Annotated in this window: 19 protein-coding genes; 11 read left to right on the top strand and 8 right to left on the bottom strand. The window is 63.2% G+C overall.

All coding sequences use genetic code 11. The features are described 5' to 3' along the window. Window positions 1-245: 245 nt before the first annotated feature. The 3 genes from FIV42_RS24665 to FIV42_RS24655 form a co-directional block, all read right to left on the bottom strand. On the bottom strand, window positions 246-1,727 hold the full coding sequence (locus tag FIV42_RS24665) for an arylsulfatase (RefSeq protein WP_141200274.1): 1,482 nt from the start codon (window positions 1,725-1,727) through the stop codon (window positions 246-248). A gap of 95 nt (window positions 1,728-1,822) precedes the next feature. Next, window positions 1,823-2,263 carry a YidH family protein gene (locus tag FIV42_RS24660; RefSeq protein ID WP_141200273.1) on the bottom strand — a complete coding sequence of 147 codons (441 nt, stop codon included), beginning with the start codon at window positions 2,261-2,263 and terminating at the stop codon, window positions 1,823-1,825. Then, window positions 2,244-2,435, bottom strand: coding sequence for a hypothetical protein (locus tag FIV42_RS24655; protein WP_141200272.1), 192 nt, complete (start codon window positions 2,433-2,435; stop codon window positions 2,244-2,246). Before FIV42_RS24655 ends, FIV42_RS24660 begins: the two co-directional genes overlap by 20 nt. 191 nt (window positions 2,436-2,626) lie before the next feature. Here FIV42_RS24655 and FIV42_RS24650 point away from each other — a divergent pair, with 191 nt between their 5' ends. The 5 genes from FIV42_RS24650 (at window position 2,627) to FIV42_RS24630 (ending at window position 8,187) form a co-directional block, all read left to right on the top strand. Then, on the top strand, window positions 2,627-3,904 hold the full coding sequence (locus FIV42_RS24650; protein ID WP_222615309.1) for an AmpG family muropeptide MFS transporter: 1,278 nt from the start codon (window positions 2,627-2,629) through the stop codon (window positions 3,902-3,904). A 439-nt stretch (window positions 3,905-4,343) separates the two neighbouring features. Beyond that, window positions 4,344-4,559 (top strand): cold shock domain-containing protein, encoded by a 216-nt coding sequence (locus FIV42_RS24645; RefSeq protein ID WP_141200270.1) that lies wholly within the window; start codon window positions 4,344-4,346, stop codon window positions 4,557-4,559. A gap of 172 nt (window positions 4,560-4,731) precedes the next feature. After that, window positions 4,732-5,001 (top strand): zinc ribbon domain-containing protein, encoded by a 270-nt coding sequence (locus FIV42_RS31495; RefSeq protein WP_141200269.1) that lies wholly within the window; start codon window positions 4,732-4,734, stop codon window positions 4,999-5,001. A 240-nt stretch (window positions 5,002-5,241) separates the two neighbouring features. Beyond that, window positions 5,242-6,003 carry a tRNA 2-thiocytidine(32) synthetase TtcA gene (gene ttcA, locus FIV42_RS24635; protein WP_141200268.1) on the top strand — a complete coding sequence of 254 codons (762 nt, stop codon included), beginning with the start codon at window positions 5,242-5,244 and terminating at the stop codon, window positions 6,001-6,003. Between the two features lie 321 nt (window positions 6,004-6,324). Beyond that, on the top strand, window positions 6,325-8,187 hold the full coding sequence (locus tag FIV42_RS24630; protein WP_141200267.1) for a serine/threonine-protein kinase: 1,863 nt from the start codon (window positions 6,325-6,327) through the stop codon (window positions 8,185-8,187). A gap of 38 nt (window positions 8,188-8,225) precedes the next feature. On the opposite strand, the gene FIV42_RS24625 is transcribed toward FIV42_RS24630, so the two are convergent. Next, window positions 8,226-9,125, bottom strand: coding sequence for an alpha/beta fold hydrolase (locus FIV42_RS24625; RefSeq protein WP_141200266.1), 900 nt, complete (start codon window positions 9,123-9,125; stop codon window positions 8,226-8,228). A 159-nt stretch (window positions 9,126-9,284) separates the two neighbouring features. On the opposite strand from FIV42_RS24625, the gene FIV42_RS24620 reads away from it, so the two are divergent. Further along, window positions 9,285-10,115: an MBL fold metallo-hydrolase gene (locus FIV42_RS24620; protein ID WP_141200265.1), complete on the top strand. Its 831-nt coding sequence runs from the start codon at window positions 9,285-9,287 to the stop codon at window positions 10,113-10,115. Window positions 10,116-10,145: 30 nt separating this feature from the next. Here FIV42_RS24620 and FIV42_RS24615 read toward each other — a convergent pair whose 3' ends face one another. Continuing rightward, the gene (locus FIV42_RS24615) at window positions 10,146-11,786 is read right to left on the bottom strand and encodes an AMP-binding protein (RefSeq protein ID WP_141200264.1); all 1,641 of its coding nucleotides are present in this window, start codon (window positions 11,784-11,786) and stop codon (window positions 10,146-10,148) included. Window positions 11,787-12,318: 532 nt separating this feature from the next. On the opposite strand from FIV42_RS24615, the gene FIV42_RS24610 reads away from it, so the two are divergent. From FIV42_RS24610 to FIV42_RS24600, 3 genes are all read left to right on the top strand, one after another. After that, window positions 12,319-13,275 carry a sulfurtransferase gene (locus FIV42_RS24610; RefSeq protein ID WP_168210919.1) on the top strand — a complete coding sequence of 319 codons (957 nt, stop codon included), beginning with the start codon at window positions 12,319-12,321 and terminating at the stop codon, window positions 13,273-13,275. Window positions 13,276-13,383: 108 nt separating this feature from the next. After that, window positions 13,384-14,280: a hypothetical protein gene (locus tag FIV42_RS24605; RefSeq protein ID WP_141200262.1), complete on the top strand. Its 897-nt coding sequence runs from the start codon at window positions 13,384-13,386 to the stop codon at window positions 14,278-14,280. Between the two features lie 91 nt (window positions 14,281-14,371). Next, window positions 14,372-15,829, top strand: coding sequence for a multiheme c-type cytochrome (locus FIV42_RS24600; RefSeq protein WP_141200261.1), 1,458 nt, complete (start codon window positions 14,372-14,374; stop codon window positions 15,827-15,829). Here FIV42_RS24600 and FIV42_RS24595 read toward each other — a convergent pair. After that, the gene (locus FIV42_RS24595) at window positions 15,818-16,999 is read right to left on the bottom strand and encodes an App1 family protein (RefSeq protein ID WP_141200260.1); all 1,182 of its coding nucleotides are present in this window, start codon (window positions 16,997-16,999) and stop codon (window positions 15,818-15,820) included. The genes FIV42_RS24600 and FIV42_RS24595 overlap by 12 nt on opposite strands. Before the next feature lie 240 nt (window positions 17,000-17,239). Between FIV42_RS24595 and FIV42_RS24590 the strand changes: the two genes are divergently transcribed. Next, window positions 17,240-18,748, top strand: a complete 1,509-nt coding sequence (locus tag FIV42_RS24590) for a hypothetical protein (RefSeq protein WP_141200259.1) — start codon at window positions 17,240-17,242, stop codon at window positions 18,746-18,748. 105 nt (window positions 18,749-18,853) lie between these two features. Next, entirely contained in the window at window positions 18,854-19,498 is a 645-nt protein-coding gene (locus FIV42_RS24585) for a hypothetical protein (protein WP_141200258.1), read from the top strand. Between the two features lie 1,468 nt (window positions 19,499-20,966). Here the strand turns inward: FIV42_RS24585 and FIV42_RS24580 are convergent. Then, window positions 20,967-21,482, bottom strand: a complete 516-nt coding sequence (locus FIV42_RS24580) for a hypothetical protein (protein ID WP_141200257.1) — start codon at window positions 21,480-21,482, stop codon at window positions 20,967-20,969. After that, window positions 21,476-23,062 carry a bifunctional aminoglycoside phosphotransferase/ATP-binding protein gene (locus FIV42_RS24575; RefSeq protein ID WP_141200256.1) on the bottom strand — a complete coding sequence of 529 codons (1,587 nt, stop codon included), beginning with the start codon at window positions 23,060-23,062 and terminating at the stop codon, window positions 21,476-21,478. The genes FIV42_RS24580 and FIV42_RS24575 overlap by 7 nt, the downstream gene beginning before the upstream one ends. Window positions 23,063-23,072 lie beyond the last annotated feature (10 nt).

Below are 23,072 nucleotides of genomic sequence, written 5' to 3'. Positions count from 1 at the left end.
CATCGCGAAATGGCCTTCAAAGTGAACGTATGCGCTCAATCGGAGCTTCATCGTTGTTTGGGCTCACTGCCGTTGGAACGGCCGTTCACGTTCAGGTGCACGTTCACGGGTCAAATCGCACGTCTTCGGGGTAAATGTGATCAATAGTCAGCTCTCCAAGCCGCAGGAAGGTGGCGGCGAAGCCGACGGAGGGGCCCGGTTGCCAAGCAAGGGCGCCCCGCCGAAATCAACTCGCAGGGCCAACCTCAATCGGCCCGGTAGCCCTCCTTGAGCTTCTCGAGCACCCGGTCGAGGTTGAACGAGGCCGGCTCTTGGCGCGGCGGGAACTCCCGGAACGATTGCAGCTTCTGTGACACCAGCGCCTGGGCGGGCACCAGCACGAAGGCGTGGTCGAGCAGCCAGTCGTAGTAGGTATTCGAGTTCTCGTCGGCGCGCTCGAATGGGTCGCGGCGCAGGTTGAAGATCTTGGGCACCCGCAATGGCACGAACGGCTCGGCCCACAGCGCCAGCGTCTTGGCGCGCTGCTCCAAGAACACGATCTTCCAATCCCCGTAGCGCAGCGCGACCAACTGGCCGTCGTCGTTGACGTAGAAGAACTCGTTGCGCGGACTCTCCTCGACCTCGCCGGTCAGATAGTCGAGCACGTTGACACCGTCGAGGTGGACCTTGAACTTCTTCTTGCCCGCCTTGTAGCCCTTGGCGAGTTTTGTCTGGATGTCGGGCACGCCCGCCGCCGCCAGAAACGTCGGCGTCCAATCCTGGTGGGCGACCATCCCGTTGAGCACTTCGCCGGCTGGGATCTTGCCCGGCCAGCGCACAAACGCCGGCACCCTGAACGCTCCCTCCCAGTTGGAGTTCTTCTCGCTGCGAAATGGCGTGATCGCCGCGTCGGGCCAGGTGTTGTAGTGCGGGCCATTGTCGGTCGAGTAGACCACGATGGTGTCCTCGGCGATGCCCAACTCGTCGAGCTTGTCGAGGATCTGGCCGACGTGGCCGTCGTGGGTGACCATCGCGTCGTTGTACGGGCCCTGGCCGCTGACGCCCTCCATCTCTTCGCTGATATGGGTGCGAAAGTGCATGTGCGTGGAGTTCCACCACACGAAAAACGGCTTGTCGTCCTTGTGGGCCTTTTCGATGAACTCGCAGGTGCGATCGGTGACGTCGTCGTCGATCGTCTTCATGCGCTCGCGGGTCAGCGGCCCGGTGTCCTCGATGCGCCCGTCGGCGAAGCTGTGAATGACCCCGCGCGGGCCGAACTTCTCGCGGAATTTCGGGTCTTTCGGATAGTCGGGGTGCTCGGGCTCCTCTTCGGCGTTGAGGTGGTACAGGTTGCCGTAGAACTCGTCGAAGCCGTGGTTGGTCGGCAGAAACTCGTCCTTGTCACCCAGGTGGTTTTTGCCGAATTGGCCGGTCACATAGCCCTGCGGCTTGAGCAACTCGGCGATGGTCGGGTCTTCGGCCTGCAGACCGATGTCGGCGCCCGGCATGCCCACCTTGGTCAGGCCGGTGCGGATGGGGTTCTGACCGGTGATGAACGCCGCCCGCCCGGCCGTGCAACTCTGCTGGCCGTAGTAGTCGGTAAACCCCACGCCCTCCTCGCCGATGCGGTCGATATTGGGCGTGCGATAGCCCATCATCCCCCGGTTGTGATAGCTGATATTCCACGTCCCGATGTCGTCTCCCCACAACACCAGAATATTGGGCTTGCGTTTTTTCGCTGGGCTCATCGCGCCCTCCCCTTGCTAAAAGTTGTACGGCTGCGAGTTGTCGATGTCGTCGCGGTCCTCGCAGACGGCGCGAGCCCCGCCGTTGCTCGAAAGCGTCAGAAAATGCCCAATTTGAAGATCCAGTTGATGATGACCAGCAGCGCCAACAACAAAAAGATGACTGCCGAGACCAGCGCGCCCGAGACGGGCATCTCATTGCCGGTCCTGTAGCTGAGATTGCGCACGTAGCGCACGTGTTCCCAAAGCGAGATGAACAGCAACAGCGTGCCCCCGAGGACCAACGCCCACCCGAGTCGCTGCGGCCCGGCGGCCGACCACTCCTCGGCCTGGGCCAAAAAGGTCGACCCCTCGAAGATGGCAAAGCCGAAGCTGATCATCGACAGCGCCGTGCGCAGGCTGGCCATCAAGGTGCGGTCGGAGGCCGCCACGCTGCGCTCGAAAGCCAGGCTGGTGCGCCGGCTCAGCTTCTTCTTCGACTTGCCCTGGCGACGCTCGCCTTCGGGTTGGTGAGATGTACTATGCTGGACGGTGTCCACGTTCGAACCCCCGGCTGCTCGTTGGTCTCGGTGGGCGGCGCATCCGCGACGCGGTCGAACTCCCGTGGCCGCCGCGGACGATCAGCGCCGAGCACAGCACCGCGCCGAGCACTTCGATGCCCAGACGCACCCACGCAAAAACCTCGGCGAGCACCTCTTCGAATGCTTCCATGGGACGCCTCCTCCCGGCTCGTCCGCACCAGCAAGCCGACGGCAACGCCGTCTGGCTCGACACCACCGACCTTAGACACGCCCCCCCAGACACAAAGCCCAAAAACCCATGATTCCCAGCCCCTTGCCCCTTTACCACCCCGTCCCCCAAAAAACTCGCATCTGCAACCTGACTACGCCACAATGACCCCCATGAGATCCTGGCTGACATCGATGCGCGTCTACCTCGACCCGCGCATGCTCGCCCTCTTCTTGCTCGGCTTCTCGAGCGGGCTTCCGCGACTGCTGGTCTACAGCACGCTGACGTTCTGGCTGCTCGAAGAGGGGCTCGACATCAAAAGTGTGGGGCTCTTTGCGGCGACGGCTCTCCCGTACAACTTCAAGTTTTTGTGGGCGCCCCTGCTCGACCGGCTCCAGGTGCCCGTCTTCGGCAAACTGCTGGGGCTTCGGCGAGGCTGGATCTTCGTCCTCCAACTCGCCCTCATGGGCGCGATTGGGGCGCTGGCGATGTGCGATCCCGGCCAAGACGCCTTCTGGTGCGCGATGGCCGCGCTCGGGGTGGCCGCTATCTCGGCGAGTCAGGACGTCGTCATCGACGCCTATCGCGTCGAGAGACTCGACGACGACGAACAAGGCGCCGGGGCGGCGGCCGCGGTCTTCGGCTACCGTGTGGGCATGCTCGCCGCGAGCGCCGGCGCGCTATACATCGCCGAGTGGAGCGGCGACTGGCAACTCACCTACCTGGTGATGGCAGGCCTGGTCACGGTAGGACTCGCGACCACCCTAATGAGCGCCGAGCCCGACAAAGACGAGCCGCAGGAGTGTCCAGCAAGCACCCTCGCCCACCTCAAAGAAGGAGTGGTCGGCCCGCTGCGCGACTTCGCCAGCCGCAAGGGCTGGGCGGCGATTGCTGCCTTTATCCTGCTCTACAAGCTCGGCGACGCCCTCGCCGGCACGATGACCAATCCCCTGTTGGTCGACCTGGAGTTCTCGAAGGTCGAGATTGCCAATATCGCCAAGACCTACGGGCTGGCAGCGAGCATCGCGGGCGTCTTTTTGGGCGGATTGGTGGTGCGTCGACTCGGCATCGTCGGCGCCTTGTGGGTCGGCGGAGTCCTACAGATGGCCTCTAACCTGATGTTTAGCCTGCAGGCCGACGCCGGCCACGACATGCAACTCCTGACCGCCACCATCGGCGTCGAGAACCTGTCGGGCGGCCTGGGCACCGCCGCGTTCGTCGCCTACCTGAGCGCGCTTTGCAAAAGAGAGTACACGGCCACCCAATACGCGCTGTTGACCGCCCTGTCGTCGGGGCTGCGCACCCTCACATCGTCGGGCGCCGGATACGCTGTCGCCTGGATGGGGTGGACGACCTATTTCGTGGCGACGACCGCAGCAGCCCTGCCCGGGCTGGCGCTCCTCTACTGGCTGAGCCGCAAGAAGATGACCGGGCTTCGCCCCGGGCGCTGAATACACCGCCGATCGGGGGGTGATCGCTACCGATCGGTCAAAACTCCCCACCTGATCGCCCACTTCGCTGACAAGAAGATCCTGCCCTCTGACTGGCCAATCATGCGCTCAAACGGCCTTCTTCTTGTCTGGGTGTATCTTTCCACGCCGCCAAATGATCGAAATAGACCAAAATACGTGGGGGTGGGATTTGTAATTTTGGGGGCGAAAAATAATTTGACACCCCATCTTCACAGGTAGGCGGGGGCGCACTTAGGCTTTCAAATGTGAGGAGGGAGAGCGTCGGCGCCGAAAGGCGAGGGGTATCCGACAAGCCCGACCTTACTGCTGACGCCACGAAGCGTCCAGCAACTAAGAAGTGGTGTACTGGTTGGTACGCGCACTTCGAGAACGTAATCGTGATTAATTTTTATTCTCGAGGCTTTAGAGGGGACAAGCAATGCCGAAGGGATCAGTCAAGTGGTTCAACAACGCTAAAGGTTATGGCTTTATCAACATTGATGGCGAGGATGAGGACATCTTCGTGCATTACAGCCAGATTCTGCAGGATGGCTTCAAGACGCTGAAAGCCGACGAAGTCGTCGAATTCGAGCTCAACCGCGGCCCCAAAGGGCTGCACGCGACCAACGTCCAATCGGTCACCCAAGCGGACTGAGTTTGTCGCAGTCGTAGTGTCGTACCGAAGCAATCGTCAGTAGTGACTTCACGGAGCGAAGTCACTCAGCTCAGGTCGAAGGCGGTGACCCAGCACCCATACACCCTTCGATCAAGTAGCTCATGGAAGCGAGCGGGGGCTCGCAATTGAGATCATACGGGGAAAGGAATCGATGCAATATCTTATCGCGAACCTTTGGAAGTTGCCCGAACTCACCCGCCACACTGAAGGATGCAACGAGGCACCTACGTCTGAGGGAGATCACCTCATGGCCGCGGCTTGCCGCGATTGCGGACAGTACAACTTCCCGCCCAAGGCGCAATGTCGCTACTGCGGGAGCCCGCGCATCCGTACCGTTCAGTTGTCGGGAGACGTCAAACCCAATCCAGGCACGTGGGTCTTTGGAGCCACGGCCGACGACCCGACCGAAAAACCGAATTAGTGGTCTGACCCAGAGCACTACCCGTGGTCTGACCCGGAGCACTACGGTGGGGATTTGACGCAGGTCTCTGTGGATACGTCTCGCTTCCAGACGACACTCGAGCGACGACCGCCAAGCAGCACCCAGCGGTTGTGACTTCGCTTTACGAGAAGCGTCCGGTGCAGGTAAAGAAATGCGCCTGCACCGGGCGCTGTTTCTCGCCTGGTGGTCGTCCGTGATGTATCTCCAGGAGCTCGTGCGATGGACCGTCTGGCTCAACTCTCCAGCCGTCTTCGAAAGCAAGTCACCCAAGCCTCCGGCGATTTCGGCCTTCTCGAGCCCGACGACCATGTGTTGGTCTGCCTGTCGGGTGGCAAAGATTCGTACACTATGCTCGCCTTGCTGCGTGACATCCGCGCACGCGCCCCCTTCAACTTCCAACTCACCGCGTTCCACCTCGACCAGGAACAACCTGGCTACCCGCACGGGATCATCGACGAGTATCTGGAGTCCCTCGACATCCCCTACCTGGTTCGCGAGCGCGACACCTACTCCATCGTCGTCGACACCTTGCCCGAGGGCGCCACGCCCTGCTCGCTTTGCAGCCGCATGCGCCGCGGGATTATCTACACCACCGCCGAAGAGTTGGGCTGCAACAAAATCGCGCTGGGCCACCACCGTGACGACAGCCTCGAGACGCTGCTGCTCAATCTGACCCATGCGGGGCGCATGCAGGCAATGCCCGCCAAGTACACCACCGACGACGGCCGCTTCGAGGTCATCCGCCCGCTCATCTACCTGGCCGAAGATGAGATTGCCGAGTACGCCGAGTTGATGGAGTTTCCCATCATCCCCTGCAACCTGTGCGGCAGCGTGCAGACCCGTCGCAAATGGGCCAAGCGATTGCTCGACCAGATCGAGCAGACCGTGCCCGAGGCGCGCAATAACATGTTGGCTGCCCTGGGCAACGTCCACCCCTCCCATTTGCTCGACCCTGCCGTGCATCGCTCTGGCGACGATTGAGCCCGCTCGGCCGACGCACATTTGCATTCCGCCATTGACGCCTCGCACACCTGCCTACATTTAGTCACATAGACAGTACATTTGTATGGAGGGGGGAACTCCAAGGTACTGGAGCGTCGTGCGCGGATCGCACCCGATCCGCAAATTGCAGCGGTGTAGCTCTGGAGCACCCCGCTTTCTCAGGTGCCCCCAGCGGCCGGCGTCCCCTCCACGCCGGTCTCGAAGGCCGCGGCCGAAAGTTGGCCGCGGCCTCTTTTTTATGTCCAACTTTTATACCAACGCCCTCGCAATTCTGCGCGAAATCTCGCACAATTGTTCGCGATGACTGATGAGCAACCAACCGTGGAGGCCGGCGCTGTCCCGAGCGAACTGGCCGCACCGTCCGACACGTTGACCGGCGAGCTTTTATCGGGGCGCTACCTTGTTCAGGACTGCCTGGGCGAGGGAGCTATGGGTGCGGTGTATCGTGCCGAACACACCCTGATGAAGAAGACCGTGGCGGTCAAAGTGCTCCGCCCCCAAATCACCCAACGCCAAGAACTCGTCGAGCGCTTCCAGCGCGAAGCTCAAGCCGCGGCCAACATCGACCACCCCAATATCTGCTCGGCCAGCGACTTTGGTCGCATGGATGACGGCACGTTCTTTCTGGTCATCGAGTATCTCGAAGGACGCACCCTCGAAGACGAACTCGCCGAACACGGCCGGCTCGCCCCCGATCGCGCCACCCACATCGCCGCTCAAATCGCCTCGGCGCTCGCGCGCGCTCACAAGCTCGACGTGGTCCACCGGGACCTCAAGCCCGAGAATATCATGCTCGTCGAGCGCGAGGGCGACGCCGACTTCGTCAAGATCCTCGACTTTGGCGTGGCCAAGGTCCGACTCACTGAGGAGCACGAAGAGGCGCAACTGACCAAGGCCGGCACGGTGTGGGGCACGCCCCGGTACATGTCCCCCGAGCAGGCCGCCGGCGGCGAAGTCGACGGACGCTCCGACCTCTACAGCCTCGGCGTCATCCTGTACGAGATGCTCGCCGGCCGGCCGCCGTTCGACGACGACAGCCCCGCGCGCGTCATGGCGATGCACCTGACCGAGCAGCCCGAGCCGCTCGCCAAAGTCGCCGGCGACGCCGATATTCCTGTTCATCTGGCCAACCTCGTCGAGCGCCTGCTCTCCAAGTCTCCTCCCAAGCGCCCGCCGAGCGCCCAGGCGCTGCACGACGAGCTTCTCGAAGAGCCACCGGCACCGAATCTGGTCCCGTCCACGACCGCGGCGGCGTCCCGCTCACTCGACAGCATCACCAAAGCGGTGCCACGTGCCGGCGAACTCGCCTACCCGCACATCGAGCGTGCCTGGAGATGGCTTCGCCAACAGAGCGCGGCCACCCAGGGCATCACATTGGCGTTGACCGCTGCGGTGCTCCTGGCGCTCTTTGCCCTGCCGATTGTCGTGATCGCGACCGGGCTGAGCGGACCTCAGACCGAAGAGGAGCGCGAAGCTGTCGAACGTGATTTGACCAGCGAACGTAGCGACTTCTTGAAGAGCGCCGGGCTGGTCCCGGTGCTCGAGGATATCAAAGAGGGACGAACCACCGCCGCGCTCGAAGCGCTCGAGAAAGTCGACAAAGAGTTCGCCCAAAGCCCCCACGTCGACTATTTGCGCGGCCGGGTCAACGGCGAACGCGGCCGATGGCAAGCCAGCGTCGACCACTACGCCAAAGCGCTCGACAAAGAGCCCCTGTATGCCAACGACGCCGTCCTCGTCGAACATGTCCTCGAGCGATTCTCCGACCGCAGCGACCACCGCGCCGAGCACGCACGCAAGCTGGTCGAAGACCACCTCGACACCGCCCACGTCACCCGCAAGTTGGCCGAACTGGCCACCTATGCAGGCCGCTCGGCGGTGCGCGACCGCGCCCGTGACGTGCTCGAGAACACCGGACGGCTCGACGACCTCGACGAATGGCGCCAACTCGGCATCGAGCTTCGCCACAACAACGAGTGCAAGCAGCGTAAAGAAGCCATCGCAGCCATTGTCGACGAGGGCGATCCGGCCGCCGTGGAAGTCTTGGAGCACTTCGCCGACAAAGGCCGCACCGGCTGCGGCCTGCTCAACCTCGAGGATTGTTACGGCTGCATTCGTGACGACCTGAAGAAGGGCATCGAGGCGCTCGACGCCCAAAAGTAGTCTCGGCGACTAAGTAGTCTCGGCGACCTCCTTACGCCTCAACGCAGGTGACTGCACGCCAAATCCTCCCACTCGTCGATCGCCTCGGCAATCGCGTCTGGGGAGTCTTCCTGGATGAAGTGATTGGCATCTTCGAGCAAGACGAGCTCGTGGCCAGGAAAGACCTCTTCGAAGCGCGCGCGCTCGGAGGCGCGGAACGCGACGTCTCGTTGGCCCCAGACCAGCAGCGCCGGATGCTCGCGCAGCTTCCCCAGATTCTTCTGGACCTCGTAGAGAAAACCGTGGCTTGCGAGAAGCTCGTGAGCGAAGACGTGAATGGGCCGGCGCGACTCGGCCGAGGGGAACGGCTTGCGGTAGCAACGCATCACCTCGTGAGGAAGATGCTTTGTCGTGGCCAACGGCATCGCCAGGTTGACGAAGGTGTTGAACTGCCGCTCGACGCTCGCCCCCCAACGCCCTCCAACCGCCCGCGCCATCGCTCGAAAACGCCACTTCTCGTCGAGCGGCCACGCGAACGTATTCCCCACGATGAACCCCACGAAGCGCTCGGGTCGCTGGACTGCCACCGAAAGACCGATCGGACCACTCCAGTCGTGCAACATCACGAGCATCTCGTCGAGTTCGAGCATATCGAGAAACTCACCGAGCACGTGCGCGTGGTCCTGCGGACGAAAGCCATAGCCATCGCGCGCGGTCGACAGGCCAAACCCGGGGAAGTCGAGTGCGACACAGCGAAACTGGTCGCTCAGTCGCGCGATGATATGCCGGTACAAGAACGACCACGTTGGGTTGCCGTGCAAGAACAGGATCACCTGCCCGCTGCCCTCATCGACATAGTGGATGTGATGGCCGTCCACCCCCACGAAGCGGCTGTCGAACGGGAACAGATGCTCGGGAAGCCAATCGGGTCGCTCGGCGCTCGTAATGGCGGTAGCCATAGACTAGTCCCGTCCACGAAAGGAGTCGTTGTCTACACCACTCCGATCCTCGATTCGGCGCGCCGTTCGTCAATCCAACAGCTCCAATTACACCTTGCAGAACAACGGGATAAGGGTAACTCTGTGGCGCACTAACACCCCCGCCCTTCGCAGTAAGTCATGGACGACACCATCAAAATCCGAATCCTCGCCAGCGGCTCCAAAGGCAACTCGGCATTCGTGCGCGTGGGAGACACGCGCCTTCTGATCGACGCGGGCATCTCGTGCCGGCGCATCGTCCATGGGCTTCGCGATATCGACGAGTCGCCCGAGGACCTCGATGCAGTGCTCCTCACCCACGAGCACAGCGACCACGTCAAGGGAATGCGCGTCTTCTTGAACAACTATCCCGAGACGCACGTCTTCTCGACGCGCGGCACGCTGGTCGGGTGCGAGGAGCGGTTTCCGATGCCCCAAAACTGGACCCCCATCGCCGCCGACGGACCATTTCGCGTTGGAGAAGTCACCGTCGACCCGTTCGAGCTTCTGCACGACGCCAGCGAGCCGACCGGCTTTCGTCTCGACGCCAGTGGCTTCTCGATGGGCTTTGTAACGGACCTGGGCTACTGGACCGACGAAATCGCCGAGCACCTCCTCGGCTGCCGCGTACTGGTGGTCGAGGCGAATCACGACCCGCATATGCTTCGAACAGGCCCCTACCCCGCCTTCTTGAAGCGACGTATCGCCTCGAGCCGCGGCCACCTGTCGAACGAGCAGGCCCGCGCGCTCGTCTCGCGCATCGCACATCCCGAACTCGAATGGCTCGTCTTGGCGCACCTGAGCGAGAAGAACAACGCCCCCGAGCTAGCCATCGACGAAATCAGCCCGGCCCTGCCCACCGGCGACACGAACATCATCGCGGCGAGCAAAGAGCCGGGCCAACCTATCGAACTGGCACCATCGGAACTCCCCCCTTCGACACGCCCCGTCAAGCAAGGCGTGCTCTTCTAGCCTGCCCCCAAACCCCTAAACCCCTAGCCCCTAAGCCATCTCCTGCGTAGCCACGTCCTCCAGTCCAAGTTCCTTGATCGACTCCTCGCGCATCTTGAACTTCTGGATCTTCCCGGTGACCGTCATCGGGAACTCGTCGACGAACTTCCAGAACGCCGGAATCTTGTAGGTCGCGATTTCGCCTTTGCAAAACTCGCGCATCTGCGCGTCATCGAGCTCTCGCGCCGGCTTGGGCTTGATCCAGGCCATCACCTCCTCGCCGTATTTCTCCGAGGGCACGCCGATGACCTGCACCTCGGCGACGTCGGGATGGGTGTAGAGAAACTCCTCGATCTCTCGCGGGTAGATATTCTCGCCGCCGCGAATGATCATGTCCTTGATACGCCCGACGATGTTGACGTAGCCCTCGGCGTCCATCGTGGCCAGGTCGCCGGTGTGCATCCAGCCGGCCTCGTCGAGCGCCTCGCGGGTGCCCTCCTCGTTGTTCCAGTAGCCGAGCATGACGCTGTAGCCGCGGGTGCACAGCTCGCCCGATTTGCCGCGGGGGACGACCGCGCCGGTCTCCGGGTTGACGATCTTGACCTCCACGTGCGGGTGGATCTGACCGACGGTGGACACACGCTTGTCGAGCGGGTCGTCGCGCTTGGTCTGCGTCGACACCGGTGAGGTCTCCGTCATGCCGTAGCAGATGGTCACCTCGGGCATGTGCATCTTCGACTGAACCTGTTTCATCACCTCGACCGGGCACGAAGAGCCCGCCATGATGCCGGTGCGCAACGAAGACAAGTCGAACTCCTCGAAGCGCGGGTCGTCGAGCTCGGCGATGAACATCGTCGGCACTCCGTACAGCGACGTGCACTTTTCGGCTTCGATCGTCTCGAGCACGCTCGTGGGGTCGAACGCCGGGCCGGGCACGACCATGCACGAGCCGTGTGACACCGCCGCGAGATTGCCCATCACCATGCCGAAACAGTGGTAGAACGGCACCGGGATGCAAATGCGGTCCTCTTCGGTGTAACCGAGCTCCTCACCGACGAAGTAGCCGTTGTTCAGGATATTGTGGTGCGACAACGTCGCACCTTTGGGAAAGCCGGTCGTCCCCGACGTGTACTGGATGTTGATGGGCTCGTCGAATTGGAGCGACTCCTCGCGGTCCTGCAGCGCGTTGTCGCCGATGTCGGCCGCCGCACGCAGCATCGCGCCCCAGTCATCCTCGAGCACGAGCACCTCCTCGAGGGTCTCGCACTTGTCGCGCACCCGCGAGATGATTTCGCGATAGTCGGTGGTCCGAAAGCCTTCGCTCATCAGCAGCAGGCTGACCTCTGACTGATTGAGCGCGTACTTGAGCTCGGCGGCCTTATAGGCCGGGTTGATGTTGACCAAGATCGCGCCGATTCGCGCGGTCGCAAATTGGGTAATGACCCACTCGTAGCGGTTGGGCGACCAGATCCCGACGCGCTCGCCGGCCTCCACGCCCATCGCCATCAGCCCCTTGGCGGCGCGTTCGACCTCTTCCCACAACTCGTCGTAAGTCACTCGATAGTCTTGGGAGCGAACCACGAGCGCCTCACGGTCGCCCCAGCGCTCCACGGCGCGTCGCAAGTTCTCCGAGATCGTCTGGCCCAACAACGGCGTATCGCTCGTGCCGTGTACGTACGAAAGCTTCTCCATAATCGTATCCTCGCCTCTGTTCGAATTGTGGTGCGCGTGCGCGGTGCGTATAAGTTTTGCACAGCGAGCCACATCTTCAACCGCCTGTGCCTCACGCCTCACACGCGATTGTGCCAAACCGGGCAGTGATTGGGTTCGGTGGTGCTCGACGAAGTTTGTAAGCGCCCATTCAACATGCGCTCCCCGGAAGTGAGGTTTCCCATGGAGTTACAACCTTGCCCGCTGCCGAGAAATCCTCGCAGAGCACCGAGCACCGAGAACCGAAAGCATCGCGGCAAGGACTGATCCTTACCGGTCGGCAGAAAGCCCCGCTGCAGCCCTGCAGCGGGGCTTTTTTTATTGCTCCAGCCCCCTTCCACATAAACCCTACTTGACAGGTAGGATTTACCTGCTTTAATTACAAAACATGCTGTGGACCTTCTGCTGAGGGACGCGAATCGCAGGCGTCTAGGTTCGATAGCTCGACAACTCGAACCTGTTTGACCAGATGACTGTCACCCAATCTTTGGTGTGCACGACAAGGAGAATGACGATGCGACCGACCCTATTGAATCGATCTTGGTTGATGCTGCTTTTGCTGGCCTTCGTGACTGCGGCGAGCGCGTGTGGAGGTACCGCCGTCGAGCAAGACGACACACGTCCCGAGAGCGAGCGAAACGCCGAGCCCGCCCCGCTGAACAGCAAGGTCTACGTGACCGCCCAGGAGTTGCAGCAATTTGCCAACGAGGGTGCGACCATCATCGACGCACGCGCTCTCGAAGACTACGAGGCCGGCCACTTCCCGGGCGCCGTGCACACCGATGGCGGCAAGGCGTGGAAGGATGACAATGGCTTTCTGATCACGGATGTGGTCGAGGCGCAGCAGAAGGTGCGTGACCTCGGCATCGACCGTGACCGCAAGGTCGTCATCTACGCCGACGCGCGCGACTCGGGCGCCGGCCGTCTCTTCTGGACGCTCGAGTACTTCGGCCACGGCGAAGTCTACCTGTACCCCAATGACTACAGCGCGCTGAAAGGCGAGCTTGCCTTCGAAGAGCAGACCGACGCGCCCTCCATCGAAGAAGGTGACTTCGTGGTCGCCTACCGCGACAGCGTGTTGGCCACCCGCGACGAGGTCGAGCAGGCAGTCAACGGAGACCTCGAAGCCATCCTCATCGACACGCGTCGCGAGGGCGAGTTCAACGGCACCGAAGACCGCGGCGATCCCCGCCAGGGCTATATCCCCGGCGCCGTCTGGTACTACTACGAGAACGTCTGGGACGAGAATAACGAGCTTCGCTCCAAAGAAGCGTTGCGCACCGAGTTCGACGAAGTCGGCCTGCTCCAAGAAAACGCCGTGCTCCTGCCCTACTGCCAGACCGGCACCCGCTCGGCCACCATCTACGCGGTGCTGCGCTGGCTCGGCGTCGACAACGCCCAGAACTACGACGGCTCCTGGGTGGAGTGGTCGGACTCCGAGTTGCCCATCGAGCAACCCCAAAATCAGTAAGCATCTGCAAGTTACACTCCGCTTCGGCGGGGTGTGCAGCGGGAGGGAGGCGAACCTCAGCACGCCTCCCTCCCCTCTCCCCAACCTGCTGAGGAACCGGCCAATCTCATGCGACACGCGCTCACACATCCCTGCGTCAAGCTCGCGCTCACCGTCGTCGTAGCTGCCCTTCTCGCTGCGCCCAGCTCGGCAATCGCCGGCCCGTGGGTCAAGGAGCCGGGAAGCTCCTACGTCAAGCTCGCCGGAGGGCTCTTTTCGAGCGACAAGGCCTTCGACCGCCAGGGTAACTTGGTCGATCCCGAGTATGCCTACTCCCACCAAGCCGTAAGCGCCTACGCCGAAGTCGGCGTCTTTCCCTCCGTCGCGCTCCAATTCAGCGTGCCCTTTTTGTCGAGCACCAACGAGCTCAACGAGCGCACCCGTTACAAGCGCTGGGGCGCGGGCGACCTGGATATTGGCCTGCAAATCGGACTCATGAACGAGGGCTGCGCCGCCTCGATCACCCCCGGCGCGCGCATCCCGTTGTACGAAGGGACTGTGGGCGCCGACGCCACGGCGAGCACCATCGGCAGTGGGACGACCGGCGTCGAGCGCTACACCCCGGCGCTCGGTGACGGCAGCGTCGACTTGGCCGCCACGGCCGCCTTCGGCTGCTCGCTCTACCCCGTCCCGGCGTGGGTCACCGCGCAGGCCGGCCCGCGCATCCGCCTCAACGGCTTCGGCGACGGCGTCGACTACGCCGTCGACGGCGGCATCTTCGTGTGGCCGGAGCGACTCGCCCTGACCGCGCGCGTCGGCGGCGTCCAGCGATTCAGCGACGGGAATGAACGCCCCACCAAAAGCTATTTGACCGTAGGAGCCGGCGCACTCCTCAACGTCTGGAACGGCTTTGCGCTCGAAGGCAACGCCAGCTACATTCCTACTGGAGCCTTTGTCGCACGCGGCTGGAGCGCCAGCGTCGGTCTCAGCTTCACCGGGGAGGTCTTCTCTAACCCCTACGATTGATCCTCTTCTCGGAGGCAGCGCTTCCAGTTCTCGGAGGCAGCGCTTCTGGCGCTGGTCCAAACTTGGAAGGTCTGCCTCCTAAGGCAACACGATGCGCAGTAGCTTTTCAGTCTTGCTCTTGATCGCCGCCCTCACCACAGCCGGCTGCGACAAGCAGAAACCTGCGCCCGAATCCGCCGAACGTGCACCCGAACTCACCGACGCACAGAAAGTCGACAAGTCGTGGGCCTTCTACGAAAGCCGCCCCTACTTCCAGCAGCCGATGCCCCCTACCGAGGTACCCAAAGGGTTGCCGGACATGCGCGCCGAGACCTGCGGCGGTTGCCACCAAGAGATCTACAACGAGTGGAAAATCTCCACACACCGCCGCGCCTGGACGGACGACGCCCAATTCATGGCCGAGCTGGCCAAGTCGCGCGGCGAGCACGATCCGAATAGTCAGGATGATGTTGGCTGGATGTGCGTCAACTGCCACACGCCCCTCTTCAACCAACTCCCCGAGGTGGTCACGGGCATCGAAGACGGCAATATCGGCAAGCCGACCTACGTCGACAATCCGCTCTACGACGCCACGCTCCAAGAGGACGCCATTACCTGCGCGACCTGCCACGTGCGCGACGGCATTATCTACGGCCCGTTCGGCGACACCGACGCGCCCCACCCCACCGCCAAAGACCCGAACCTGCTCACCGAGCAGACCTGCACGCAGTGCCACCAGGCGCAAGCCGAGTGGCCCGAGCGCAACTTGGGTTGCTACTTCACCACCGGCGAAGAGTGGGCGGCGAGCACGCACGGGCAGACCGGCGAGACCTGCCAGAGCTGTCATATGCCCGTCGTCGAGCGCAAACTCGCCGAGGCCTTCGACCGGCCGGAGCGAAAGACACGCCGACACTGGTTCGGCGGATCGCTCATCCCCAAACACCCCAAATTTGCCGACGAGTTGGAGCCTCTTCGCAAGGTCTACGGCACCGGCGTCGAGATCGCGCTGCACGACGCGCCCGACGACGCAAAGCCGTCACCGGAGCGCGACCCCGAGTTCAGCAAAGGCGCCACTGAATGCGCGCCTGACGGCCCCTGCACCAAATTGTGGGTGCGCCTGACGAACGAAAACGCCGGCCACAACTTCCCCACCGGCGACCCCGAACGCCACGCCGACATCGAAGTCATCGCCAAGGACGCCGAGGGCAACGTCCTCGCCCGTTCGAAGGACCGCATCGCCTCGCGCTACCAGTGGTGGCCCGAGCTCAAAAAGCTCACCGACAACCGTATCGGCGCGGGCGAGCACCACGACATCTTGCTCGAGGTGCCCGCCGACGCCGACGCGTTCTCCGTGAAAGTCATCGGCCACAAATATCGCATGTACGAGGAAGCCTTCGAGCACCACGACCTCGAGGGCCGCTACGTGCGCGGGCGCAAATTCCACGAGTCGACCTGGCAGGTCGGCGACGATGGCACACCGTCCCTCGTCGAGATTTCGGACGACTGGGGCACGCGCAACACACTCGAGCCACCGCAGGACTCGCCCGACACGGCGTCTTCACGAAAATAGCCGGCGCGCAAACTTCTCGACCCCGCTCAGCTCCTCTTCCTGCTCCTCTCGATCCCGCTCGCTCGCCTGGCGAATGACGTCGAGCTCCGACTCGTCGAGCAATCCAATTCGCCGCGCATGCCGCGCCGCCTCGAAGGTATCGTCGACCAGCAGCATATCGACCCCATTGGCCTGCACGTTGTGCGCGATCTCGTTGACCTCGACGTCGCGCACCCGACTCTCGTTGGGCGAAACGTCTCGCACATAAATCGCGCGGATACGCCCCGGATTGTCCTCCACGACCGCCCGATAGATCTCGGGATCCTTCTGGCCGGAGTCCCCAACCAAGACGAACTGCAGTTCGGGGTAGGTATCGAGCACGTACTGGATGCGCTTCTGCTTGTACTCTTCGTGCCCCGTCTTGATAAACCGGTCCTCGTCGAAGCCGTGCTCTTTGAGCAAGAGGCTTCCGCGCGGGATGTCATGCAAGTCGAGAAATTCGGCGAACAGGTCGTAGAAGTTCCAGGGCGACGAGGAGATGTAGAAGATTGGGTTGGCCGGCCGGCCGCGCTCGTACTGCAACGCATGATAGAACGCCGCGACGCCGGGAAACGGCACCCGGGTCGACGGACCGTTCAGCAGCACGATTCGCGCCTGGCGAAACAGGTCCGTCGCCCCCGTCTCGAGGACCGTGTCGTCGAGGTCGCTGATGATTCCGAACTCGGCCTGCGTGGGAATCTGCACCGCCCCCGTAAAGCGAAACGTCGACTGGTTGATGCGCGGCTTCGGCGCCAGAAGCTCCATCTCGACCTCGTGCCACAACGAGTCGAGGTCGACCGAGTCGTCCGGCACCAGATCGACGTCGAAAAAGCCCTCCCAACCCGTCTGCACGTCCACCTTCTGGCCCCCGAAGGTCACCCGCACGTGCGCCTCGGGCACTTCGTCGGTGTGGTAGCGCCGGAACATATTGGCGAGATGCTCGAGCTCGTGGTCGTCCGGGTCGGAGTCGACCTTGTCGTCGGCGAGCACTCGGCCTTTGATGTGTGCGCACTCCGCCGTGCCAAAGCCGTTGTAACCGACCACCCGAATCGGGTCGAAGTAGCCGACGCGCTTTCGCAGCGCGTGGCCGATGCGCTCCTTTCTTCGCTCGTAGGAACCGATGGCGCGTTGAATGGGCGTTGGGATATCCATAAATCCTCCACGAAAGTCGACGGACCTCCCCTTGAATGTCGTACGTCTGACTCGAATGCCAAATCGCGTCGGCTCCAGAAACACGCCCCATTGCGCGTTAATGGATTATTTACCCAAAGCGCCTTGTTAGGAGCTTGCAGTGATAGTAACTCCAATTTGTAGAGCTGCATTCGCCTGGAAGCCCACGTTTCTAGAGCCGCGACTGAGAATGCAGCGAAGTTGTCACGCCACGTCTCGCCCATGCCGACCAACAACGAAACCAACCGCCGGGAGTTCGAGCGCAAGGTCGCACTGCTGGTCAGCGAATATGCGGTCAGCCTCTCCCCCGAGGAGATGTCGGAAGCGCTCGAGAGCATCGTGCATCAGCTGACGCATCCGGGCCAGTCGCATCCGGGCCAGTCGCATCCGGGCCAATCACATCCGAACAAGCCGCAGCCGGCAGCGCCGGCGCGTTCACTCGAAGACGCGCCGTCCACCGATGAGGACCCATCCACACTCGAGTACCTACACTCGGTCGACCTTCGCGCCGGACGCGGCGTGGTCGACTGGACCTTTCATCTGGACGAGACGACCCTCGACGAGGTGCTCGTCACCCTGGCGAGTCGCGACGGCTGGGGCATCGTGGAACTGGGAGGCGACGACGTCCAGATACAGCTGCTCATCGGTCGCGGCAAACTCTACGACGTCGAGTTTCACCCGCCCCGCGAGTCCAAGTCGCTGCACGCGTATCTTCGAAGCAAAGAACTCATCAGCGAAGCCGACGCCAACCTGTTGGTGCGCGACGCGCACGCCCGCTCGGTGACCGAAGCGCAGGTGCTCTTGAGCCACCCGCATATCCTCGACCGACGCCAAGCCGCTTCGGCTGTGCTCTCGCACGTCGCGTCGGTCGCCGGAAGGCTGGACGGACAGAGCTTCGACGGTGGACGCTACTTCGAGCTCAGCTCGCCGTACCGCGGCCAAACACTCGCCGGCGTCGACCTGCACCGACTTGTGTTCATGCGCGCCAAGTACCGCGCCAAGCGCAACCCCGAGCAGACCAAACAGGCGCTGGTCATCGGCGAGCTTCGCCGCACCGACTTCGCCTCTTTTTCGCCGGACACCCTCGGCCTCAGCCTGAGCGAGCGCCAACTCCTCGACGGGCTTCTCGACACGCCGCGCCGCCTCGACCATATCCTCAAAGCCTGTCCGCTGCCGCCCGCAAGGGCGATGGCAACCCTGGCGGGCTTCGACGCCGTGGGTCTGCTCGACCGAAGCTCGTCGAAGGTCAAGGACACCGCCGGCTGGGCGCGTCGCACGCACCTGACCGAGTCGCGAATCGACGCGCTGTACGACAAAACGCACACCACCGACGACCCCTTTGCTGTGCTCGGCCTGCACTGGTCGTGCTACGACGCCGAAGTCGAGAGGCGCTATCGCTACCTGCGCGACCTGCTCAGCAGGACGAACCTGCCGACACGGCTCCCTCCCGACAAAATCAAACGGGTCCGCCAGATACGCTCGCGCATCGACGCGGCGCACAAGCATCTGCGCGAACCGAAGACGCGTAAGCCATGCCGCGAGAAATTCGCCCCGGCCTCGAAGCGAAAAGACGTGCGCGACGCCCTCGAAAAACTCGCCGGCGACGCGATGCGCCAGCAAAAATTCGTCAGCGCCCTCGACTTCTACCAGCGGCTGCTCGAGCTCGACCCCACCCACGAGCACGCCGGCAAGATGCTCCCCACCCTGATCACCCGCGTCAACCAGGGCTGACCCGCGTCCGCCAACGCCCCCGAACAATCTGCCTTGCGGTCGCCCCAAAGTTGTCTAGATCCTTCCTGAAGGGAGGCGGCGTCTCGACGCCGAGGAGGGGCAATAATGACACCACGAATCTTGGCCATTCTGGCCGCACTGCTGCTGTGCGCCACACCCGGCTGCCGCAGCGCACAGGTTCAAAGCGACCAATCACGAGCGTACTACGAGTACGACCGCCAGCTCCCGACCCGCTGGGCCATCCCGCCCGGCACGCTGGTCACGGTCCGCCTCGATAACACCCTCAGCACCCGCCACAACCGCCGCGGCGACCACTTCAACGCCTGGCTCGTCCACCCACTCGTCGGCCCCGGCGGCGACGTCGTCGTCCCTGCAGGCGCGGTGGTGACCGGCCTGGTCACTGGCGTCAAACGCTCTCGCGGGCCCGCCGACGACGCGTTGATCCGCCTCGACTTCCGCCAACTCGCCTTCGACGGACGCTCGTACCCGATGCGCGTCGAGGTCGTCCGCGCTCGCCTGTACCGCGATCGCGAGCGCGGCCCGGTCAGAACAGGCGCAACCATCGGCGCCGTGAGCGGGGCACTGCTCGGCGGCATCGTCGGCGGCGACTTCGGCGACGCCATCGTCGGCGGCCTCCTGGGCGCCGGCGCAGGCAGCGTGCTCGGCCTGGGCGCAAGCACCGTCGACGCGGTCATCCCACGCGGCAGCGACCTCACCCTGCGCACCATGAGCACGGTCGACCTGCGCTAACTCGGAATTCAGACACGTCCAACGGCCCCATAGACCCCGGCGGGCTTGTCCTCATCCTTCCCCACATTTTTCTCGTCCACGTTTAGCTCTTCTGGATGCACGGGCTATGGAAGGCCTCCGACTTGATGTCTTCTGATGAGCGGAGCCGGAGGCGGAGCGACACCCGGCGTTGTTTGCCGGGTCTTTGTAGCCGGGTGTGACCGAAGGGAACGCCCGGAGCGCCGTGAGGGCCCTCGACACGTGGTCGCTTCTCGACGTTTTCAACTCACGACCTCCTTAGCCATGCGTCAATTCGCGAAGCGTGGGTGTGTCGAGCATCGCCCCTTCCCCCACGTTCCCTTCGGTCACATGGGGCTAAAGACACCCCTCTCCGCTACGCTACGAGGGGTGGCGCTTCGGCTTGCGCCTCCGCTTATCAAAACGACTTGAGATTTGTGGGGAAGGATGAGGGCTTGTCCCGCCGGTGAATCAGCCTGTGCGGCTAACCCGGCCACCCCCGTCAGGACGGCACACCGGTGCGTCTACCGGCGAAATTCGCCGGCATGGGTGCTGCGTACTTTCTTGTGATGTCGACAGGTCAACGGGCTAGGCCCGCCCCGTTTTGAAGCCACCTCGGCCAGGTCACACGCTGGGCGCATGCCTGACCCGACGCCACGACTTACTGGCTACGACGACGTCGCTGCGGCAATCCTCATGGCACAGGTCCATCTTCACGCCACCGCCAACTTCGACGCATCAACAAACCCGCACCGGGCAAATCCGACCGTTTCGCCACGAGGACGAAACTGCCGGCTCGGCCTCCGCCGAGCGCGCCAAAGAGGTACTGGCCGACATCTCCCCGAAGATACGCTCGCCACGAAGGCTCTGTTTTGCGGATCGGGAAACCGTTCCGCCGCAGCCAGGTTCTGCTCGACAACTCCGGACCGAGCCGAGGCGAGGGGATTCGCTGCAGATTCGGACGCCGTCTGACGCAGGCGATGCAGCGCATCGTCGAGGACAGACGGCGCCGAAGATGCACGAATCAACCGCCTTCGGCGACGGGAGTGAGTTGTCGAACAGAACCCTCAGAGCCCACCGGCTCAGCCACCAGCGTGTGAGCCAAGGCCAACTTCGACTCACCCGCCCGTTTCAACTTTGTGGGGAAATTCGTGCGCACGATACCACCACCCCTCATTACAGTTTTCGGCAAAAATCAGAAATCGTTGCGTACTTTTTCAAAAAACGGGCCGCGGCGGGGGTTACGGAGGGCTTTCCCTAATACCGACTAGTGGACCGACAACAGAGTTTTTCGGATGATTCGGCCAGGACTGAGCGACGAAGTCGAAGGCGTTGCAGCGAGGCGATGCCGCGCATTATCGAGTAAAAACGCCGAAGAGGTCGTCGCTCAGAACCGGCGAAGAGCCGAGCAACTTAGTTGTTGGACCACTAGCCGGCCCCCCCCCACTCGTCCTCGTCGACATCCTAAACCTCACCCGAGAATGCCGCGCAATCGCTGCTCGATTTCCTTCGTCTCCGTCCAACCCAATGCGATGCCCGCTGTGTGAAAGAACGCAAAGACCACCGTCATCCCCCCCATGCCGACGAGCCCACGAAACGCTTCGCCGGCATCGCCGATCACGACTTCCCTTGCAAACAAGGCCATTGTCGCGACGAGGAGAAAGCCAAGGCTCCCGATGATCAGGGCCGAAACCCACCGCAAAAGCGTATAGCGCCCCGATAGCCGAACCCCCTGCTCGGTTTGCTCGAGCGTGCCGCGAAAGATCGGAGCCCAGCCGTTGTCGAACAAACCGCTGCGATAGCGCACCGTCACCTTCGACGGCGTGATGCGTCCTGCAAGGCCACGCTTGGGAAGCAGCACCTGCGCGCCCGTTGAAACCTCTCGCTCCAAGAGTTCGACGGCCTCGGGGATGGTCGCGTCCACCTCAAGTTTGAAGGTCCGCGAACCCAGTAACTTCGCGCTAAAATCGTCGAGCAATGTCAGCAAAGCCCCTCCTCTCGCAACGCCTCCAACGCCCGATCGACCACTTCACCGACCTCGCCCTCGGCCGACACGACCCGCCTCGCCCACTCGGTCACCGCCGACGATGGCGCCTCCCACGCCTCGACCATCTTCGTGTAGACGTCCCAATCGGCGTCCGACACGTCGCCGGTGCGCCCGGCGAGCCGCTCGCAGGCCGTCTCGGAGGACGTCTGACACTCCAAAAACAAGCTGCGAACACCCAACGCGTGCGCCCTCTCCAAGAACATCTGTCGGCGCGCCTCGCCCGAGAACGTCGCGTCGACGATGACGCGCTTGCCCTCGAACAACAGCGCCTCGGCCCGCCGCAAGCACTCACCGTAGGTCTTCTTCGACCACTCCTGTGTGTAGATCCCCTCGCCATACGCCGCCTTGCCGTCATCGTCCGGCGCGAGCCCGGCGAGCTCCTTTCGCACCACGTCCGTGTCGACGACCTCGAAGCCCGCGCGCTCGGCCAACGCCCGGGCGAGCGTCGACTTGCCCGTGCCGGGGAGCCCGCCTACGAGGACCATTGCCGGGCGTCGCTCGGGCGCCTCGAGCCGCCCCAACGCCAGCAGCCAATGCGACATCGCCTTCTCGCACGCTTCGGCGCGGTCGGCCTCGTCGACCTCCGGCTCGGTCGCCTTGATGCCCTCGACCTTGGCGCGCACGATCGCCCGATAAGCCACGTAGAACGACAACAACTCCGCGCCCTCGCGGTCGCCCGCTGCCTCGAAATACGCCCCCGCAAACGCCCGCGCCAAGTCGCGCCGGTCCGCACACTCGAGGTCCATCACCAAGAACGCCATGTCGGCGACCGGGTCGGCGTAGCGAAACCGGTCGTTGAACTCGATGCAGTCGACGATGACGTACTCCTCATCCTCCTCGCCGAGCACGTACACGTGGTCGAGGCGAAGATCGCCGTGGGTGTCCGACGGGACGCCCGCTGCCGCCCGACGCTCGATGAGGTCGTGCAGCCGGTCGAGCTCGGCTTCCTGCAACGCCTCGAGTCGCGCGTAGACGTCGCGATGCACCGTCTGGCCGACGTGCTCGACGGTCTGCTCGAAGTTCTCGCGCGCGTTGCCCGCCACCGTCTCGAAGCGCCCGTACCGCGCCGTCTCCTCGTCGCTCCTCGCCTCCGCGTGAAACGCCGCGACCCGCCTGGCCACCGACTCCATCTGCCCCGCGGTGACCTCGCCGCGCGCGAGCCGCGCCTCGAGCGTCGCCTCGTCGGGGAGCCGGCGCATCTTGACCGCCCACTCGACAACCTCGCCATCGCCGCCCACGCACAACTGGCCGTCCGACACGGTCACTGACACCACGTCGAGGTACACGTCCGGGGCCAACCGACGATTGAGCTCGACCTCGCGCTCACAAAAGTGCTCGCGCTTCTCGAGCGTGCTGTAGTCCAAAAACCCCAGGTCGACTGGCTTTTTGAGCTTGTAGGCGTAGTCGCCCGCCAAAAACACCACGGAGATATGCGTCTGGTGACACACGACCTCCCCGTCGACCGGATGCGGGTAGGCCGCCGGGTCGGTCAATTTGTCGATGATTGTCTCGAGTTCCATCGGGGAACGC

It is taken from the genome of Persicimonas caeni (assembly GCF_006517175.1).
Classification (GTDB): domain Bacteria; phylum Myxococcota_A; class Bradymonadia; order Bradymonadales; family Bradymonadaceae; genus Persicimonas; species Persicimonas caeni.
This window is presented reverse-complemented; position numbering and strand designations above follow the sequence as displayed.